General features: G+C 67.7%; 13 protein-coding genes and 2 pseudogenes. 5 read left to right on the top strand and 10 right to left on the bottom strand.

The genetic code is table 11. The features are described 5' to 3' along the window. Nucleotides 1–89 precede the first annotated feature (89 nt). On the bottom strand, nucleotides 90–1301 hold the full coding sequence (locus CR470_RS03890; protein ID WP_179892127.1) for a cytochrome P450: 1212 nt from the start codon (nucleotides 1299–1301) through the stop codon (nucleotides 90–92). Between the two features lie 720 nt (nucleotides 1302–2021). Here CR470_RS03890 and CR470_RS41250 point away from each other — a divergent pair. The 4 genes and pseudogenes from CR470_RS41250 to CR470_RS03905 form a co-directional block, all read left to right on the top strand. Beyond that, nucleotides 2022–2204 (top strand): annotated as a pseudogene (locus CR470_RS41250) (hypothetical protein); the annotation flags it as partial. After that, entirely contained in the window at nucleotides 2204–4096 is a 1893-nt protein-coding gene (locus CR470_RS03895; protein WP_097866200.1) for a non-ribosomal peptide synthetase, read from the top strand. The pseudogene CR470_RS41250 and the gene CR470_RS03895, both read left to right, overlap by 1 nt. An 80-nt stretch (nucleotides 4097–4176) precedes the next feature. Then, complete coding sequence (locus CR470_RS03900) at nucleotides 4177–4623, top strand: phosphopantetheine-binding protein (RefSeq protein WP_179892128.1); 447 nt, start codon at nucleotides 4177–4179, stop codon at nucleotides 4621–4623. After that, nucleotides 4620–8003, top strand: coding sequence for a thioester reductase domain-containing protein (locus CR470_RS03905; RefSeq protein ID WP_097866176.1), 3384 nt, complete (start codon nucleotides 4620–4622; stop codon nucleotides 8001–8003). The genes CR470_RS03900 and CR470_RS03905 overlap by 4 nt, the downstream gene beginning before the upstream one ends. Nucleotides 8004–8211: 208 nt before the next feature. Here the strand turns inward: CR470_RS03905 and CR470_RS03910 are convergent, their stop codons facing one another. The 5 genes from CR470_RS03910 to CR470_RS39350 form a co-directional block, all read right to left on the bottom strand. After that, nucleotides 8212–8760 carry a helix-turn-helix domain-containing protein gene (locus tag CR470_RS03910; protein ID WP_143663764.1) on the bottom strand — a complete coding sequence of 183 codons (549 nt, stop codon included), beginning with the start codon at nucleotides 8758–8760 and terminating at the stop codon, nucleotides 8212–8214. Between the two features lie 1010 nt (nucleotides 8761–9770). Then, a complete protein-coding gene (locus CR470_RS03915; protein WP_179892129.1) occupies nucleotides 9771–10292 on the bottom strand; it encodes a DUF4232 domain-containing protein in 522 nt (173 codons plus the stop codon). Nucleotides 10293–10604: 312 nt separating this feature from the next. Then, nucleotides 10605–11042, bottom strand: coding sequence for a hypothetical protein (locus CR470_RS03920; protein WP_097866179.1), 438 nt, complete (start codon nucleotides 11040–11042; stop codon nucleotides 10605–10607). A 590-nt stretch (nucleotides 11043–11632) separates the two neighbouring features. Next, nucleotides 11633–12346, bottom strand: a complete 714-nt coding sequence (locus tag CR470_RS03925) for a hypothetical protein (protein WP_097866180.1) — start codon at nucleotides 12344–12346, stop codon at nucleotides 11633–11635. A gap of 194 nt (nucleotides 12347–12540) precedes the next feature. Next, a complete protein-coding gene (locus CR470_RS39350) occupies nucleotides 12541–12693 on the bottom strand; it encodes a hypothetical protein (RefSeq protein WP_179892130.1) in 153 nt (50 codons plus the stop codon). Here CR470_RS39350 and CR470_RS41445 point away from each other — a divergent pair. Next, nucleotides 12692–12952: pseudogene (locus CR470_RS41445) on the top strand (transposase); the annotation flags it as partial. The gene CR470_RS39350 and the pseudogene CR470_RS41445 overlap by 2 nt on opposite strands. Nucleotides 12953–13666: 714 nt before the next feature. Here the strand turns inward: CR470_RS41445 and CR470_RS40290 are convergent. The 4 genes from CR470_RS40290 to CR470_RS03945 all read right to left on the bottom strand — a co-directional run bounded on the left by CR470_RS40290 (nucleotide 13667) and on the right by CR470_RS03945 (nucleotide 19718). Further along, a complete protein-coding gene (locus tag CR470_RS40290; RefSeq protein ID WP_306667783.1) occupies nucleotides 13667–14233 on the bottom strand; it encodes an amidohydrolase family protein in 567 nt (188 codons plus the stop codon). Further along, nucleotides 14234–16714, bottom strand: a complete 2481-nt coding sequence (locus tag CR470_RS03940; protein ID WP_179892131.1) for a S8 family serine peptidase — start codon at nucleotides 16712–16714, stop codon at nucleotides 14234–14236. Continuing rightward, nucleotides 16609–17220, bottom strand: a complete 612-nt coding sequence (locus tag CR470_RS39355) for a protease inhibitor I9 family protein (protein WP_179892132.1) — start codon at nucleotides 17218–17220, stop codon at nucleotides 16609–16611. Before CR470_RS39355 ends, CR470_RS03940 begins: the two co-directional genes overlap by 106 nt. 341 nt (nucleotides 17221–17561) lie before the next feature. Further along, the gene (locus CR470_RS03945) at nucleotides 17562–19718 is read right to left on the bottom strand and encodes a M4 family metallopeptidase (protein ID WP_097866182.1); all 2157 of its coding nucleotides are present in this window, start codon (nucleotides 19716–19718) and stop codon (nucleotides 17562–17564) included. Nucleotides 19719–19812 lie beyond the last annotated feature (94 nt).

Below are 19812 nucleotides of genomic sequence, written 5' to 3' on the forward strand. Positions count from 1 at the left end.
CAACGGTGCCCGACCGAGGTCGAACGGGCGGTCCGCCAGTTGCCGCACGGCATCAAGGAGCTCCCCTTCGGCCGGGGCGCATGCCACATTCAGGCGATTGCCTCAAAAGTGATCGGAAGGGATGCGAGGAAGCGGAAGTTTATGCTTTCGAGCCACTCGGGCTGCGCCACCTCGCACTTCCAGTTGGTGGTCCGACGCAGCAGCGTCCGCAGTGCGACGTCGATCTCGGTGAGAGCCAGCGAGGCGCCCAGGCAGTAGTGGATGCCGTGCCCGAACGACAGGTGGTCAGCGGCCGGTCGGGAGACATCCAATAGGTCAGGGTCGGTGTAGCGGCGGGGGTCACGATTCCCTGAACCAAGAACCAGGGTCACCGACTGGCCGGCTCGGATCAGGTGCTCACCGAGGTCGATGTCGGCGAGCGCCTTCCGAGTGGTGAACTGGACCGAACTGTCGTATCTCATCAGTTCGTGCGTGGCGGGTGTCATCAGCTCAGGATCTCTGCGCAGCCGCTGAGTCTGCTCGTCGTTGTTCAACAGGGCGAGGGCCGCGTTCCCGATCAGATGGGTGGTAGTCGCCTGCCCCGCGTCGATGAGCAGCAGGAGGTTGGCGAAGACTTCGTCCTCGGTGTAGTCGGCTGACCGGAGTTGGGGACTGATCATCTGGCTGAAGAAGTCATCGGCCGTGCTGTTTCGACGAGCGGTGGCAGTGCGGTCGAAGGACTCCCTCAGTGCCTGTATCCGCGCGTTCTGGGAGCCGGACTGGGTAAAGAACTCATGCAACAGCCCCTGCCAGCTCTCCAGGAGGTGGGTGGCGTCGTCGGATACGCCTGCCAGTTTCGCGATCACGCCACGGCTGAGCGGTTCCGAGAAGTCGTGAATGATGTCCATGCGCCCGCTCGGCAGGACCTTGTCGAGCAGTTCGTCAGCCAACTCCTGGACATGAAAGCGTAGTTCCCGGGCAAGGCGGGGAGACAGGCTCGGCCTGATCAGTCGGCGCAGCCGGGTGTGATGCGGCGGATCATTGAACAGCATCATGTCTGACAGTGTGCGAGCCAGCAGTGCAACGTCGCCACGGGCTTGTTCGGGGAAGCTCTCATAGAAATCCGATATTCTGGCCACAGAAAGACGCCTGTCTTTCGAGAGAGCGAGAATTTCCGGATGGCCGAACACCGCCCAGGTCTGCATCCATTCATCCCACTGCACTGGCGATTTTGTACGCACCTCGGCATAGAATGAATATGGTTCCGCCGCATGTTCGGGATCGAGCAGGTGAGAAAGATTCGTCGTATGGGGAGTGCGCATGGAAGGTCCTCCAGTCCACCGCATCGAATAGGTCGAAACCCGATGCCTTGAGTGGGGGGTCTAGATCGATAGGAGTCGGCTTTCATTGTTGACTCTGCATCGAATATTGCCGTAACGGAATTCCCCAGCATCGATCTGACAACGGCGGTCGAGCCAGACCACGAGGTACGGGACAGCTCCTGGATCGCCGAACAGGGTCGTCCAGTAACTCAGGGGTCAGATTGCCGCGAGCGCACAGAGTACGCGAAACGAGCAGGGTTTCAGGAAAGAAGAGTCGGATGAACTCGCGCACCGGTTCCTCCCTTTAAGACCCACCGGATCATGAACGATATACGGGAGTCAGGCACTGCTCCGGTGATAGAATATCGAGATAGGCTAGCAACGCCCGCGAGTTGGCGTCAAGCGCCGCCGGCAAAGCACGGTTGACAGTTATTGCGCTCTCCTGGACACATATTGCGCGCCGCCTCGCCGGCCCTTCCTGCGGCATTGACGCTGGGGTGAACGGATGCCAGAGTGAATCCTCTCCTGTCTGAGCGGAGTTCAGTGACCGTCCGATGAGCGTGTACTGCTCATGTTCGCCCGCCACTCCTGCCCATAGGAATGCAGTCTGTTTTCGTGAGTTGATACCCGTAGTACCTGATCCGCTGGCAACGCCAGCCGGGTTGTGACTGAACTGCTTGGACACACCGATCTCCGTGACGACTTCGACTTCTTCGAGCTGGGGGAGATTCACTGCTGATCACATTCCTTACCCTCCAGCTCGACCAGCGTCTCGGCTTTCAGGCCCCCGCCCGGGCGATGGTGGCCACTCGCACGCCGGGGCGGCAGGCCGAGGTCGTCCTTGGCCTGTTGGCACGCCATGAACCGAGCAGCATCAGCCGAGAATTAGTGTGGGAATTTTGATGACCTTGCCAGAACAGAACTTTGTGTCGAACGCTCCACACGAGGAGCTCAGCCCAGTCCATGCGGTCGTGGCCCGGATAGCCGGCAGTGATCCGCTGAGGGTCGCCGTTCGGAGCAGGGACACCGAGCTGAGCTACGGCGAGCTCGACGCTTGGGCCAGGCGCATCGCAGCGTCTGTCCGTGCGGCAGGTGCGGGCAGAGGCGAGCGAATCGGTGTGCTCGTCGAACCTTCGAACGCGATGATTGCCGCCGTGCTCGGAATCCTGTACGCCGGTGCCGCGTACGTCCCGGCAGACCCGGCCCACCCTGATCAGCGGATCGCTGATGTGTTCGCTGACGCGGGCGTCTCTGCCGTGATCGTCGCAGACGGCACGTCTGCCCGACTGCCCACGCTCACATGCCCGGTCATTCGAGCGGAGGACGCCCGAGAAGGAGAAGAGACCACGGCGGCGGCGGTCGCGGTGACACCCGAAGACGCCGCATACCTCATCTACACCTCGGGCAGCACTGGCGAGCCCAAAGGCGTCCTGGTCGAGCACCGTCAGCTGTCCGCTTCCACTTGGGCACGCCGCAGGGTGTATCCCGGCGCTCCAGTCTTTTTGCTTGTGTCGCCCTTGTCCTTCGATTCCTCGGTTGCCGGGGTGTGGGGGACCCTGACCGCGGGGGGATGCTTAGTCGTAGCCGCATCTGATGAAATCCGCGATCCTGAGCGCCTGGCCCACCTGGTGGAACGCCGGCAGGTGACCCGGCTGCTCTGTGTACCGCTCCTCTACAGCGCACTGCTGGACGCGGCGGAACGGCAGGGCAGGCGGCTGGATGCGCTGGATACGGTGATCGTGGCCGGCGAGTCGCTGGCTGAGGGATTGATGGAACGCCATTTCGCCTTGCTCGGCCGCACCGTCGCCCTGGTCAATGAGTACGGCCCGACCGAGGCCACTGTATGGGCTAGCTTCCGCCGTTACGAGGCCCCTGGACCGATATCCATCGGCGGGCCGGTGCCTGGTGTCCGCCTGTACCTGCTGAATGAGGAGCTGGAGCCGGTCCCACGCGGTGTGAGCGGAGAGTTGTTCATCGGCGGAACAGGGGTAGCGCGAGGATACTTCGGCCGCCCTGAAGCGACTGCCCAGGCTTTCATCGGCGACCCTTTCACCGATGTCGAGGGCGCCAAGATGTACCGCACGGGGGACCTCGCCCTGTGGAACGACGATGGTGAGTTGGAATTCCTCGGCCGCCGCGATCAACAAGTCAAGATCCGTGGCCATCGGATAGAGCTCGGCGCAGTCGAGGCTCATCTGCGCACTGCACCAGGGGTCAGCGACGCCGTCGCGGTGACGAACGCGGAGCGGACCCAGCTTGTCGGGTTCGTCCTGTCGCCTCCTGATATTTCTCCAGAACCAATCCGCGAGCACGTGGCCCGCAGGCTGCCGCAAGCCATGGTTCCGAACTGGATCCACGTGCTCGATCGGTTTCCAGTGACCGCCAACGGCAAAATCGACCGAAAGCACCTCAGCACTCTGGCAGAAACCTATCCGGGCTCCCAGACAGAGGATGCAGCCGCCGCCTCCACGAACGACACGACTGGACGAGTGTCCGACGCGTGGGCCGAGGTACTGAAGCGGAATGGCGTTCCGATCGAGGTGAATTTCTTCGATCTGGGCGGCCACTCGGTCAAGCTCTTCGAGCTTCAGAACGCCCTTGAGCGGCATACGGGGGTTCGGCTCTCGGTTGTGGCTCTGTTCTCGCACACCACGGTGGCGGCGCAGGCAACGCTGATCCGTGACGGCGTGCCGTCGGACGATGATTCGGCTGTGGTCGGGCGAGCGGCATCGGCCAGGCGCTCTCGCGCGCTGCGAGCACGGCGCCGGCGTTTGGAGGCAGGGGAACGACGGTGACGGTGGAGTTCTCAACGTCAGGGCAACCAGCCGGAAGGACTCGTCTCATGCAGGTCAACAGGGAGAATAGGGAGGTAACCGTGCCCGCGCACTTGATGCCGTCGGCCATCGTTGTCCTCGACCGCATGCCCATGACGACGAAGGGGAAGGTGAACGATACTGCGCTGCCCTGTCCCCCCTCCTCGCGCCCCGAGCCGAGCCGGTCGTACACCGCCCCGGACAGCGCGGCCGAGCGGCGCGCGGCCCGGGTGTGGCAGCAGCAGCCGACGCTGAACCGGGTCGGCGTCCACGACAACTTCTTCGACTCGGGCGGCAATTCGATACGGCTGTCGGCCGTCCTCGCGGCGCTCCGGAAACACCCGGAGTACCAGGACCTCATCACCCTGACCGACCTGTTCCGGCACCCGACGGCGGCCGCCGTGGCTGCCCGTCTCGACCGGACGGCCGAGCAGGAGGCGGCCCGGCGCGGCGGCGACCGCCGGGCCGCCCCGCACAAGCTCCGTTCCAGGAAGGGCACGACGCGATGACGACCGAGGAAGCCGCACAGCACGACCTTGAGCAGGCGGTGGCCGTCGTGGGGATGAGCGGACGCTTCCCCGGCGCCCCCGACCTCGACGCCTACTGGGCCAACCTGCGCGACGGCGTCTGCTCGCTGTCCGAGTTCACCGAGAAGGAACTGCTCGCCGACGGGGCGGACCCGGCCGAGCTGCGCAATCCCGCGTTCGTCCCGGTGCAGGGGCATCTCGCTGACGCGGACCGCTTCGAGGCCGGGCTCTTCGGCTTCAACCGCACCGAGGCGGCCGCCCTGGACCCGCAGCACCGGGTGCTCCTGGAGACCGCCTGGTCGGCACTGGAGGACGCCGGGTACGCCCCGCTGAACGCACCGCCCCGCACCGGCGTCTACATGGGCGGCAGCTCGACGGACCACGCGCTGGCCGCCGAGACGGACCCGGCGCTCGCCGCGTCGATCGGCGCGATCCAGATGCGTATCCTCACCGACCGCGAGTTCCTGGCGCCCTGGATCTCCTACCGGCTCGGCCTGGACGGGCCGAGCATGATGGTCCAGACGGCCTGCTCGACCTCGCTGACGGCGGTCCATCTTGCCGTCCAGGCCCTGCTGCTCGGCGAGTGCGACACCGCGCTCGCGGGCGGCGTCGCCATCGGCACCGTGCGCAAGGAGGGCTATGTCTACTACCAGGGCGGGACCTCCTCCCCCGACGGCCGCTGCCGCCCCTTCGACGAGAAGGCGGCCGGCACGGTGCCGGGCAGCGGGGTGGGCGTGCTGGTGCTGCGGCGGCTGGAGGACGCGCTCGCCGACGGCGACCCGGTGCGCGCGGTGATCCGGGGCACGGCCGTCACCAACGACGGGGCCGGCAGGGTCGGCTTCACCGCTCCGGGCGTGGACCGGCAGACGGCCGCGATCGCCGAGGCGTGGAAAGCGGCGGGGCTGGAGCCGTCGGTGGCGCAGTACGTGGAGGCGCACGGGACCGGGACCGAGCTGGGCGACCGGATCGAGCTGGCGGCGGCGAGCGCGGCGTTCACCGCCCGAGCCGGCCTCGACGGTGGCGCAGGCATCGCGCTCGGTTCGGTGAAGTCGAACATCGGGCACGCCGACACGGCGGCCGGTGTGGCGGCGCTGATCAAGACGGTCCTGATGCTGGAGCACGCCACCCTGGCCCCGACGGTGAATGTCACGAGCCCGGTCGCCGCCCTGCGGGACTCGCCGCTGCGGCTGGTGACCGAGACCTGTCACTGGCCGCGCAGGCCGGACCTGCCCCGGCTGGCCGGCGTGACGTCGGTCGGCATGGGCGGCACGAACGTGCACGTGGTGGTGCAGGAGGCACCGGCACGCGAGCCGCGCGCGAAGGCCGACGCCCGCCCGACGGTCCTGCCGCTGTCGGCCCGCACCGAGCATCAACTCGCCGTCGTGGCATCGCGGTTGGCAGCACGTCTGCACGAGGCCGACGCCCCCGCCCTCACCGATGTCGCGCACACCCTGCGCACCGGCCGGGTCGGGATGCCCGTGCGTGCCTACGTGGTCGCCGCCGGCGTGCAGGACGCGTCGGACAAGCTCATGGCACTGGCCGAGGGCCACCCGGATCCGGTGCGGGAACCGTCGGGGGAGGCGTGGCTGCGCGGCGAGGAGGTGACCTGGCCGACGCTCGACGGCGAGGTGCGCCGGGTACGGCTCCCGTCGTACCCGTTCGCCGGCGAGAGCTACGGCGCGCTGACGCCGCGCGGCCCGGCCGCTCAGGCGCCGGCCGAAGGCGCGGCGCCAGGACTGGGGAGCGAACTGGAGGACAGGGTCGCCGAGTTGGTGTTCGAGGCGCTGGATCTCGACGGAGCCGCCGGCCTGGAGAAGACGTACCTCGAGGCGGGCGGCGACTCGCTGACGTCCGTGCATCTGGCCGGTCGGCTCCGCGACGAGCTGGACATCGACGTACCGATCCAGCTGTTCCTGGAACCGGTCACGCTCAAGGAGATGACGATCCGCATCGTGGAGTTCAAGGAAGGCGGCGAGGGCGCCGGGCGCGCTTCTGTTACGGCCGTGCGACGGCCCGCCTTCGCCTCGGTGCACGGCGAGGGGGTGACCGAGGTCCACGCGCAGGACCTCACCCTTGACAAGTTCCTCGACGCAGACCTCCTCGCCGACGCCCCCGCGCTGCCCCGCGCCGAGCGGGAGCCGCGCACCGTGCTGCTGACCGGCGCGAACGGCTACCTCGGCCGCTTCCTCGCCCTGGAATGGCTGCGCACCCTGGCGCCCACCGGCGGCCGGCTGATCGCCCTGGTGCGCGGCAAGGACGCCACCGCGGCCCGGCAGCGGCTGGACGCGGCCTTCGACAGCGGCGACCCGGAGCTGGTGCGGACGTACGAGGAACTGGCCGCGGTCCATCTCGAGGTCGTGGCCGGTGACATGGCGGAACCGCGGCTCGGCCTGGACGAGGCGGCCTGGGACCGGCTGGCCGACGAGGTCGACCTGATCGTCCACGCCGGTGCGGTGGTGAACCACCTCCTGCCGTACCCGCACCTCTTCGACGCCAACGTCGTCGGCACCGCCGAACTCGTCCGGCTGGCCCTCACCCGCCGGACGAAGCCGATCACCTACATCTCCAGCGTCGGCGTCGCCGACTCCTGCCGTCCGGCTCTCGACGAGGACACCGACGTCCGCGTCGCCATACCGGTCCTGAACGTCGACGGTGGCTACGCCAACGGGTACGCGACCAGTAAATGGGCCGGCGAAGTGCTGCTGCGGGAGGCGCACGACCTGTGCGGACTGCCGGTCACGACCTTCCGGTCCAGCATGATCCTCGCGCACAGCCGGTACGGCGGACAGTTCAACGTCACCGATGTGTTCAGCCGCCTCCTGTTCAGTGTGCTCGCCACCGGGGTCGCGCCGCGCAGCTTCTACCGTGCGGACGGCGAACGCGCCCACTACGACGGCCTGCCGGTCGACTTCACGGCCGCCGCCGTGGTGGCGCTGGGGGGCCGCGGCACCTCTGAAGTCCCGTCCGGATACCGGACGTTCAGCCTCGTGAACCCCAACGACGACGGCGTCTCCCTCGACGCCATCGTCGACTGGCTCGCGCAGGACGGCCACGCCATCGAGCGGGTGGACGACTACGCCGAGTGGTACCTGCGGTTCGAGGCGGCGATGCGCGCCCTGCCCGAGGCACAACGGCAGTACGCGGCGCTTCCCATCCGGCACGGCTTCAAGGAGCCCGAGGACCCGGTACCCGGATCCGTCATCCCCTCCGACCGGTTCCGCGCGGCCGTCCGGGCCGGCGCCATCGCCGGGCACGGGGACATCCCGAGCCTCACGCGCGACCTCGTCACCAAGTACGCCCGGGACCTGAGGTACCTGATGACGGCGGGGCGCCCCATGGACGGCGGCCGCGTCAACCATTGACGTGCCGCCCGGGACGCGGAGCCGGGGCCATCCCCCGTCCCCGGCTCCGCGTCCCGCAGTACAGCCCCCGGGACGGCCGGAAGGGTCTGGTGCCCTACCGAACCTTCGGTGGGCCCGATGCCGTCCCACACGATCGGTGACTGCTGGTGGCCGGTGGTCTCCACCACCGTGTTCGCTGGGGCCATGGCCCGTCGTCACGTGTCGGCGTTCAAGGAGAGGGCGGACACTGCCCTCGCTGCCGGTACTCCGAGGGCGAGCAGCCCATGTGCTTCCTGAACACCCGCGCGAAGTTCTCCGGATTCGGGAAGCCACAGAGCCTGCCGATCTGGGATATGGGGTCGCTGCCCGCTGTGAGCAAATGGCGGGCAGCGTCGATGCGTAACCCGGTCAAGTACCGCATGGGCGTCTTTCCCGTGGTGACAGAGAATCGGCGCAGGAAGTGGTACCGGCTGAGACGTGCTTCTCTGGCCAACTGGTCGAGTGTGATGTTCTCGGACAAGTGCATCTCCATGTAGGCCCGCAGTGTGAGCAGTTGTTCCGGGCTGAAACCGCCCGTGCCCGGCGATGCGGAACGGAATGGATGGAGCAGGTATTCGGCCAGGTAGTGGGCTGCACTCAGAGAATACCGCTCTCCTGCACCTGTCTTTCGGGCGTGAAGTAGAGTTTGCGCCATGGATGCAACATGTGGATCGAAGGCGCGCAGTGTCTGTAATTCCGAAACATCACGGACAGGAGCGGTGGTGTGTGTTTCCAGCACTCGTTGAAGGAACTCTACGGAAAGCTGGACACAAACGACTTCGAATGGGAGACGTCTGGGTGGTGTCCTGCTGAGCCGGATCAGGTTGTTGGGTGCGACCCGGCAGACCTCTCCAGGCGTGAGCGTGGTTCGTCGCCAACCGTGTCCGTCTCGACGTTCAATTTGACACACACCTCGTATTGGCGTGACAATCCCGAACCACTGATCCGATAATTGGTATGTCCAGGAGCCGCTGTCGTGTCCAGCGACATACTCTTCCACAACGAGTTTCTGAGAGGATTGGTCTAGCCACGTAATGGTCACGTAGTTTTCCCTTGCGTGGGTCGGGGAAACGAGGAGTAACAGGCGCCAGGTTCGTCACATTTGAACCGGGCCGGAAAAATTACCCTCTGTGTCAAGCAACGGTCGGCGACACGTTATTGGAGCTAGTGCCCGCCCTGGATGGCACTCGCGGAACGGCAGCAGAGGGAGGGGCGTCACGGCGGGGCGATCCGCCGTGCGCTCAATGGGACGGCGGTGTTTGCCGGCGTCTCTTGAACTCACCCAACCACTTGTTCACGTCTATCCTTCACGATCTATTTCGGCGTTCACCGCCGCCTCGTACGGGAGGCTCTCTCCTCGCCCGTTCTCACACCCCGCCGCCAGCCGGTGCAAACGTTCCTCACCCGCCATCACCTCCGCCGACGACATCGACACCGAACCGAGCCTCGAAGAGATCGGAGAACCCACACCGAAGGATGATCGCCCTCCGTCCTGAGACGGCAAGGGCGGGCCGAAGGGCTCCGACGAGGACCGGGAGTGGTGCGCGCGTGAGGTGAAGGGAGGCCGGTGCACGGCTGACGCATCGAGCGGTAGGCGTCCATACGCCGACTCCCGACAGACCACCGGTGGGGGTCGGTGGGGCGGGAGCCCTCAACGGCTTCTCTGTGCGCAGGCGCCGCCGGGCGGAGGCCGACCGGAGAAGCGGGTCAGCAGGTGAAGAAGGTCAGCTGGTCAGACGGAGAAGTGCGTCAGATGGAGACGGGGACGGCGTCGGCGGGGTCGGCGTGCCAGTTGGTGGCGATGGGCTGGTCGACCAGGACGGTGACGGGGAGGTCGAGGGTGATGGAGTTGACTTCGTCGCCGGCGACGGAGAGGTGGAGCTGGTCGGATTCCCAGCCGAGGTCGTCGTTGGTGATCTTGGGGTTGATGCCGGCGTAGGCGGTGGTGGAGCGTTCGAGGGTGATGCTCTCGCTGACAGCGTGCTCGGCGGGCGACACGGCACTGTCGGAGGAGGGGCCGAAGGACGCGGAGGGGGAGACGCCCTCCAGGGTGCAGGAGATACCGGGCTTGGCCTTGGCGGTGAGGAAGAGGTAGCCGCCCGCCTGCGTCTCCTCGGTGACCGTGAAGGTCAGGTCGTCGGTTACGCAGGCCGGCGCGGCGGTGCTGCGGCTGTCGGCCGTGGCGGCGGCCGTCGCGGCGCCGGTGAGGGCCAGCGCGGCGACCGTGGCGAGGGCGAGGCGGGCGGAACGGGCGACAAGGCGCGAACGCATCTGGATCTCCATGGTGCTGAAGGGTGCGGAAGTGGTTCGTCCAGCGGGTTGCTGGGACGACCGCAGCTTGTTCGGTGATCCGTCCCGCCCGCCACAGATCACGACCACTACGGGACGCCGGAACGTTGAAACATGCCCTGACCAGCACAGACGTCGTGGGCGTGGAACGGGACGTTGGGACACCGGGACGCCGTTCGCCGAACGCTCTCTGACAAGCCGCTCCGACCAGCCGGACGACCACCGGTCCGAGGATGACCACGGGACGAAGGGCATGAGCCGTGGCCGTGGGCGCAGACAGCGGGTGGATCCGCCTCACTTCGGTACCGAACGCCAGAACTGCCACTCCCCCACCGCCTGAGGACGCCACAACGTGAACGCAGAAGTCCTGGTCGTCTTCGCCACGGCCGCGGCCATGAAACCGACGAGCCCTACCGCTCCGGTCGTCGAGCCCCGGCCGTTGATCCCGTAGTACCCGTTGGTGGCCAGTGGCAGGATGACAAGCCCGAACACCGCCAAGCCGATCAGCGTGCCCACGCCGAGCGCGGCCCCGGCCCCCCGCCCGGCCACGTCCGCGGCCGGGCGGCGCTCGGTCCGGCGTACCACCCACCCGTAACCGAACACCGCGAGCACAGCCGTCAGGACGCCGGGGACGAGCGTGAGCCAAGGGTTGTCCTCATGCACCGCGGCGATCCCCCGACCGCCGATGAGGGCGATGGCCGTGACGGCCACAAGCTGCCATACCAGTCCCACCAAAACTCCTGCGCCGAATCCGCAGCCGGAGCGCCGCGGCTGTGCGCAACGCTATGGATCCGACGCCCTCGAATCGTCACCACGCGGTGGACACTTCCGCGTAGCTCGCACGAGGGACAGAGCCCGCGGGCCGAGCAGCCCCGATCAAAGAGAGTTCTCAGGCGTGTGTCGGGAGTGTTTTGGGTTGGCCGAGGTGAGGGGGGAGTTATCGATATGTCGGACCGGTCGAGCTGAAGGCTGAGGGGCCTGCGCGGCCGCGACCTGTGGATCCCCGACCGCGTCGCCGTCGGCACCCGCGTCCTCCCGGACGGCGAGGACTTCGCCGCGGTCCGGATCGGCCGGCCGGTCCTCTGTATGGCGCTCCGCTGTACGGCCCGTTCCGCCCGCCTCGCCGTCCACGCCCCAGACCCGGAGCGCGTACTGCGCGAGCTGGACCCGTACGTGCCCCGGGACCGCATGGACTGACGCTCCGGCATCTGCCCTGCTCAACCGACGACTTGCTCCATCGCCTCGGCGGGCAGCCAGGATGGGCGTGCCGGGTCCGCCGTTCGGCTGCGCGTCGTTGGACGCCCAGCCGCACAAGGGACCGGTCAGGAGGAGGCCTTGTCGTAGATGATGACCGACAGCATGCCGCTGCCGGTCTCGATCGGCGCGGTGTACACGGAGAAACTCGGGAAGCCCGTGTTGCCCGTGTACGTGAAACCGAACATCTGCAAGGCCTTGGGGTAATTGTGCTTCCCGCTGCCGTCCACCAGGGCGGAAAGCTTCCACCGTCCCGGGTCTCCCTCGTTGGTGTAGGCGAACCACAGCCTGAACGGGGCACAGTTCACCCCGTCACCGATCATGAAATCGAGCTCGACGGACGAACTGTCGTCGATGAGGCTCTGCCGGGTCAGCGTGAACACATCACTCTCCCCGGTGGAGAGCAGATTGGGCACGTTGCTGACATCGAGCTTGGTGGGGCGGTAGTTGAAGAGTGTCACCGGCAGCGACGCGTTGTTGGTGATGGTGATCTCCACCTGCCCCGTCTTCGCGCTCATGTTGGCCAGTACCGTTTGGGCGACGGACACCCCGGCCTGGGCCGAGCCGACAAGGTTGAGCATGCCCGTTGCCAACGCGGTCCACCCGGCAGCTCCGATCTCGGGCAAGGGTTCCGCAGCGGTGGGGGTGACTGCGACGGGGTCCTTGAGCGCATGCCGCGCTGCTTGTCGGTCCTTGTCGTGGAAGACGACCGTGCCGTTCTTGGTGGCCATCTCGGTGGTCTCTGCACCGGTGCTCGCCGTGTCGATGCTCTCTGCGGCCATGCCAACTCCTTCAAGCGGGGGGTCGGAAGTGCGCGGATGCGGCACTGAGAGGCATGGCGCGCGACAGCGTCGAATTGTCGCCACCCTCGCTTTGTATGATATGCATAGATTTGATACTGAGTGAGATTTTATGTGGCATTTGAGTCGGACTCCGAGAGTCGGTTCCGGCAGCTGCGGAACCGCGCGCGACGACCTCAGGTCTTCGTCTCCGCGTCCCGCTCCAGCGCCGCCTCGCCCTCCGTGTCCAGATGCGGCAGCAGACGGTCCGCACCGCAACGCCGTCGGCTGCGACCTTCCTGCCAGCGGCCCGGGCGGTCGATCTCGAGCCGTGAATGATCACGGTTCATGGGCCGGGGTGATCTCACGGATGAACAGTGGGCGGCGTTGGAGCCATTGCTGCCGAAGGGCCTGAAGGCGGAGAGGCCGCCCGTCTGGTGCCGCCGGCGGCTGATCGACGGCATACGGTTCCGGGTCCGTACTGGTGTGCCGTGGCGGGATGTGCCCGCCGAGTACGGGCCGTGGGGCCGGGTCTACGACCTGTTCCGCCGATGGCAGCGGGAGGGCACCTGGCACCGGGTCCTCACCCGGCTGCAGTCGCCGGCCGATACGCCAAGGGTGTCGTCGAACTCGGCATGGAGGTGGGCCCGCCGGAACCGTTTTCCCACGGCGCTTGGTTCCAGTCGCTGGCGGCGACGCCGGCCGGCGTCTGATCCGGCTGGACGGTCGAGGGACGGGCGCTCCACAGCCGCAAGACGGCACGAACGTGGACAGCATCGCAGGACCGAGCCTTCGCGAGACCCCTCCTGAAGGTCCGACCGGCCGGTGACCGCAGTCCTTTGAGGACATCGCCAGGGCCTCAACAGCGCAACCCGGAGGAGACCCAGGCGATCCGCAGTCCGAAAGCGGATGTATCTCAGCGCCCTGACCGCACCAACGAGGCCAGGACGGCTACACCGACCTGGCCACCCGGGCGGCCAGATGGCTCGCGGCGGCCAAGAAACCTCTCCTCCACAATGACGCGACGACCCGTACTGCGCCGTGGGTTCAAGCTCACCTGACGCACCATAAGAACAGGCGTCAGATGAATGTCGAGCCCGTCGTGCACCATTCCCGACGAAGACCACCGCACACTGCTTGCCTCTGCGCTCTTGGGTGGAACCGCAGGTCAGAGCAGTGTGCCTGAACGGCCGTGCGCTCCACGCCGTGTCCGGTGGGAAACCTGTCGAGCGCATCCCGCCATGCCTGAGATCCCTGGGAGAACTGCAGGTCAGAGCCCTCTCGCAGCAGGCTCAAGGATCGCCACGCACTCCACATGATGCGTCATCGCGAAACATGTGGAACAGAAATGTGTGAAAGGAACCGCTGGCCAGCGGCCTGGACAGGAGATTTCGGGCAAAGCTTCTGCGTGCAGAGTGTGCGCTTTGGGCATTGCGTGCGCGAGTTTGACGCACGTCCCAGGACTCCCGCTCGTCTGCTCTTTCGCCTGTCAGGCAGTCGTTCTGCGGTCGTGGTGAACAGGCGCTGGGCGTTGCGCTTGGTGAGTTCCCGCCAGGTATCGATAGCGGAGGGCTGCGCGGCCGAGTCGACAGAGTGGACCTGGGCGAGGGCCATGTCGACGGGTGTCCAGCAGTAATCACTGCCATAGAGAAGACGCTCGGTACCGAAAGCGGGGATCTGGCGGGGTAAGGGCGTTCCTGCCAGGTCGTACCAGAGGCGGCCCAGCCGTTCGACGGCACTCGGGGCGTCCGCTGAGCCGCCGGCCAGCAGGACACGGAACAGTTCGAAGCGATCGGCGACCCGTGGCAGTGCTCCGCCGTCGTGGGTCAGGAGCGCGTGTGCGGGGGCGGCACGTGTGTGTATGCCGCCCCCGCCGTCGGGTGCCGGGATTCAGTTGAGGGTCAGGAAACTGCCCGCCCCGTTGCCGTACTCGATCCAGGCGCCGGACCGGGTGTCCGCCGGGACGCCGGACCACGTGGCGGTCAGGTCGGTCGGCTTGCCGGGGGTGACGTGGGCCCGCTCGGGCGTGACGGTGACCTTGCCGGTGGCGGGGCTGTCCGCGGTGATGTGGTTCACCTGATAGGTGTAGGGAGTGACGGTCTCGCTGTCCGTCCCCATGGCGACCAAGGACACGAAGAGGGCGTCGGCCGTGGGATGCGGCACGGTGAGGGTGATCGTTCCGTCACTGTCGGGGACGGCGATTTGGACGTCCTGGAGGACCCCTTCGACCTTGTCGCCCCAGAGGAGGCCCGTGATCGTGTCCTCCGCCGCGTCGAAGTGGACCGTGATCTGCGATGCCTTGGTGCCGGACGGGATCTCGGTGTCGTAGGTGATCTCCTGCATCTGGGTCAGGGTGCCCTTGGTGACGGGCGAGGAGACCGGTCCGTAGGCGGTGGCCGTCAGGGTGCCGGTGGCCGGGGTGACCGAGAATCCGGTCGAGCCGCTGGAGCCGGAGCCCCTGATCTCGCTGGGGGCGCGGACGATCTGCGGGGTCACGACGATCGGGCTGCGGACGGTGGTGCGGCCCGAGGTCCAGGTGAGGGATCCGGTGGCGGCGCGTCCCACGGTCGCGGTGGTCACGTCCAGGGTGACGGTGAAGGTGCGCTTCTGGCCGGGGTGGCTGAAGTGCAGTACGGACGGGCTCACCGTGGCCTTGACGCCGGGGACGCTCGCCCGGGCGCGGTAGGTGCCGGCCGCGGTCGCGGTGACGGTGCGGGTGATGGTCTGCTTGCCGAAGAGGTCACCGATGGCTATGGACGGGTAGTTGAGGTCGCTCGGGTCGATGGCCTTGACGCCGGTCGCGGTGTCCACGCCGGAGCCTTCGAGGTACGCGAGCCAGTCCCGCTCGCCCGAGTCGTAGACGAGTCCGGGGCGCAGCATGGCCCGTGCGTCCACCTCGCCGGAGCCCTGCGCGAAGACGTCGTCGCTGTTCTTGCCGTCCGCGGTCTTCGTCGGCGTGGCGGTGGTCATCATGGCCGACTTGATGCTCATCGGGGACCAGGTGGGGTGCTCCGTGAGGTAGAGCGCCGCCAGCCCGGCGATGTGCGGGGTGGCCATGGAGGTGCCGGAGTAGTAGTCGAAGTCACGGCCGTGGTTACCGTCGGGGGACACGGCGGCGAGGATCGTGGCGCCGGGGGCGGTGATGTCGGGCTTGAGCAGGTCGCCGTTGCCGACGAGCGAGGGGCCGCGCGAGGAGAAGCCGGCCACCTGCGGGTAGACGCCCGAGGCGCCTCCCTCGGTGAGGGTGGCGGTGGCTGCGCTCGTGGCGGCGTAGGTGCGCACGGGCGCCGCTTCCGCTTTGTCGAGGTGGACGGCAGGCACGCTGTGCAGGTCGCCGTCCGTGCTTTCGTCGCCGGAGTTCACCAGCACAAGGCCGATGCCGCCGGCCCGCTCGACCTCGACGGACTTGTCGGCGCGCCCGTTGACGCCCCGTTCGCAGACGACGATCTTCCCGGCCGTGCGGGCGGGGTCGAGGGAGTCCGGCATGCAGTAGTCCGCGTAGATGTCCACGGTGTCCGAGACGCGGACCGCGGAGCCCAGGACGAGCGGGGCGGGGCCGACCTGCCGGTGCACGGTGGTGCTGATGCCGGTGTAGTGCGCGCCGTTGCCGAGGGTCACCGTGCCGGTGTGTGACTTGATGGTGCCGGCGGCGACCGTGGTGGTCCAGGGCGCGGTGTTGGAGAGGCTGGACGCTCCCGGGCCGGAGTTGCCCGCGGCGGTGGCGACGAAGACTCCGGCCGCGGCGGCGTTGCGGAGCGCGACCTGCGCCGGATCGTTGTACGCGCTCTCGAACGTGGCGCCGAGCGAGTAGTTGATGACGTCCACGCCGTCGGCGACGGCCTGGTCGATGGCGGCGACGAGGTCGCTGGTCAGACCGCCGTCCGCCTGGCCGTCCTTGCTCTGCCAGAGGGCCTTGTACACGGCGATGGTGGCCGCCGGTGCCACGCCGGAGACGGTGCCGAGGTCCTCGCCGCCGGCCGTGGCGCGGACGTTGGCGTTGCCGGCCGCGGTGGATGCCGTGTGGGTGCCGTGGCCCTGGCTGTCGCGCGGGGAGATGTATCCGGCCCGGTTGGACTCCGGAACGGCGTCCAACCAGCCCTCGCCGAAGTAGCGGGCGCTGATGACCTTCTCGTTGCAGGCGGCGGTGAAGCTGTCGCCGGTCTGGCAGGTGCCCTTGAAGATGCCGCCGTCCGCCTTGTGCATGAGGGTGGTGGCGCCGCTGCGGTAGGGACGGTGGGGGTCCCTCTTGCCGGGCTTGTGAGAGGTCAGGGCCGGGGCGTCGAAGGAGGGGTTCTCGGGCCAGATGCCCGTGTCGATGTCGCCGACGACGATGCCCTTGCCGGCTTCGGCGGTCCCGCCGAGGGCTTCCACAGCCCCTTGCGGCCGGAAAGGCCGAGGAAGTCGGTGGAGTTCCGGTCGTCGGTGGCCTGGTGGAAGCGGTCGGGGGCGATGTTCACGACGCTGCCGGTGTGGGCGAGCCGCACCAGTTGACGGGCGTCGAGCCGGGCGCTGAAGGTGTTGGTGGTGACGGCGTAGTGCTGCCGGACACTGGCGCCGACCTTCTTGGCGACGCGGTCCTGCTGGTCCGTCAGGTGCGTTCGGTACCGCTTGGCGGCGGCCGATGCGACGTCGAACTTGCCGCCGTGGGCGGGCTTGGTGGCAGGGAGGTCGCCGACCCCGCCGTCGTAGGTGACCAGCGGCTCGTCGGCGAGGGTGACCAGATAGGTACCGGTGGCGGATTCGGCGAACGGAGCGCCGACGGGGACGGCGGTGGCGGTCGTGGCGAGGGGAAGGCTCAGCGCGGCGAGGCCGGTGGTGAGCGTGGCGGCGAGGGCGGCTCGCCAGTTGCGCGACGTTCGTCGCGGCAGGATTGACACGGACTCTCCTCATCGGTTTCCACGCATGCCGGGGAGGCGAGCGTGGGCTGCTCGCGTGCGGTGTGGGCGGGAATCTCCAAATCGCCTCTCCTCAGCGGTGGCTGACGGGCGGTCCGAGATAAGTGAGCGCAATTTCCTCCCCTACAAGGCAATTTGACCTTCCGGGGAGGGGCATTCACGACCAAAGCTGTCATGCACGGGACGGATAGGCAGATGGTGGTTGACCACACTGGACAACCCGCTGAGCGGGAACCGGGCCGCCCCGTGCTTGCGGTGGCACCTGCGGCCGGAGCACCCGACAGGGGCTCCGGCCGCGGGAGTGCGCGGGGTGAGGGGGCCGGTCAGCCGATGGCGATGTTGTCGAGGAGGAAGATGGTCGCCAGGTAGGTGTCTTCGGTGCCGGCGAACTCCAGCTTCACCGACTGGCCCTTGTAGGCGGACAGGTCGACGGTCTTCTGGACGTATCCGGAGCTCGCGTTGGCATTGGAGTAAGTGGCGAGCGTGGTGCCGTTGATCTTGACCTTGAGGGTGTCGTAGGCGGCGTAGCCGGACTCCTGGGTGGAGACCTTCAGCCAGAACGTGAGCTTGGGGGCGCCGGTGGCGGGCACCGCGATGTTCGACTGGGACACGGACTCGACGGCGTCGGCACCGTAGCCCATCATCCAGGCGTACCAGGACCCGTCGCGCGCCGGTTGCAGGGACGAGTTGGTGATGATGTTGTCGCTCTGGGTCCAGCCGCTGGTGCCCTGCTCGAAGCTGCCGTTGGCCAGCGCGTTTCCGCTGGGGGGATCGGTCGGATCGGGCGTGGGCGTGGGTGTCCCGGTGCCGGGGTCGGGCAGGGCGGTGCCGACGCTGACGGCCGCCCAGGCCTTGGAGACGAGGTACCGCTCCTGGGAGTTGGTGCCGTACAGGTCGGCGGCGGCCTGGAGGGTGGCGGTACGGGCGCTGGCGTAGTTGGTGGTCGAGGTCATGTAGGTGGACAGCGCGCGGTACCAGACGGCGGCGGCCTTGTCCTTGCCGATGCCGCTGAAGGTGTCGTTGTTGCAGGTGGTTCCGTTGTGCGAGCGTCCGCCGATGGTTTTCGCGCCGGTGCCTTCGGCGGCCAGGTAGAAGAAGTGGTTGGCGATGCCTGAGGAGTAGTGGACGTCCACCGAGCCCGCGCCCGAGGTCCAGCAGGAGAGCGAGTTCCCGTCGGCGGAGGGGTTGTCCATGCGGCGCATGTAGCCGCCGGACATGTTGAGCTTCTCGCCGATGTAGTAGTCGCCCTGGTCGCCGGTGTTGTTGGCGTAGAACTCGACCATGGTGCCGAAGATGTCGCTGGTGGCCTCGTTGAGGCCGCCGGACTCGCCGGAGTAGTTGAGGTTGGCGGTGGCGGCGGTGACGCCGTGGCTCATCTCGTGGCCGGCCACGTCGAGCGCGGTGACCGGGGTGTTGCCGTTCTGCGAGGAGCCGTCGCCGAAGAACATGCAGAAGCAGTCGTCGTCGTAGAAGGCGTTCAGCACGTTGGTGCCCATGTGCACATACGCCGGGGCGCCGCGGCCGTCGTTGCGGATGCCGGAGCGGTTGAAGGAGTCCTTGTAGTAGTCCCAGGTCTTCGCCAGGCCGTAGGAGGCGTCCACGGCGGCGCTCTCGCGGCTGGACGCGGTGCCGTTGCCCCAGGTGTTGGAGGTCTTGGAGAAGGCCCTGGCGTTCTGTCTCGGGTTCGACTGGGGGCTGTTGTAGGAGTCGTAGATGATCGTGCCGCCGTGTGCGGCGTCGGTGAGGGTGTAGCCGCTGCCGGTCTGGGTGGTCTCGATGGAGACCTGGCCGACGGTGACGCCGTTTCCGGTGCCCGTGACGGTCTGGTGCAGTTCGTACTGGTCCAGCAGCGCACCGCTCGCGGCGTCCACGATCACCGCCTCGCGCGAGGCCGGGCCGGTATCGCCCGCGCCGGTGACGGTCGAGCGGTAGGCGAGGACGGGGATCTTGCCCGCCGCGTACACCACCAGGGTGCTGTCCTTGCTGTCGGCCTTCGCCTTCCTCACGTGCTTGGCGTGTCTCACGGCCTTGGCCGAGGCGTCGGCCGCCGTCAGCTTCGGGGTGGTGCGGGCGACCTCGATGGCGCCCTGGTGCGCCAGGTCCGAGCCGGTGATCTCACCGTTCTTGGCCAGGTGGACGACCAGGTCGCCGCCGATCACGTCCAGGCCGCTGTAAGTGCGGTCGTAGCGCACGTGCCGGGCGCCGTCGGTGTCGATCAGCACGTCCTTGGCCACCAGGCGCTCGTCGGGGCCGAGGCCGAGTTCGCGGGCGGTCGCGGCGGCGTTCCGGCCGGCCGTGCGTATCGCCTCGCTGCGCGTGTCGGCCGTCATCGCCCGGAAGCCGGCGCCGGGCTGGGCGGCGGAGGTGCTGGCGGCCGCGGTGGACTGGGGGACGGCGGTGGACTGGGTGGCCACCATGTTCACGGAGCCCAGTGCGAGGGCTGCCGCGACACCGGCAGCCAGGGCGTTCTTGCGGTACATGACAATCCTTCCGCCGGGCCTCGTCGGGGAAATGCCGCAGAACGTCACCTGGGGTGCGGGGGGTGTTCGGTGGCAGTTGGCCCGGCTGTGGCCC

The organism is Streptomyces sp. rh34 (genome assembly GCF_002551245.1).
In the GTDB taxonomy this organism is placed as follows: domain Bacteria; phylum Actinomycetota; class Actinomycetes; order Streptomycetales; family Streptomycetaceae; genus Streptomyces.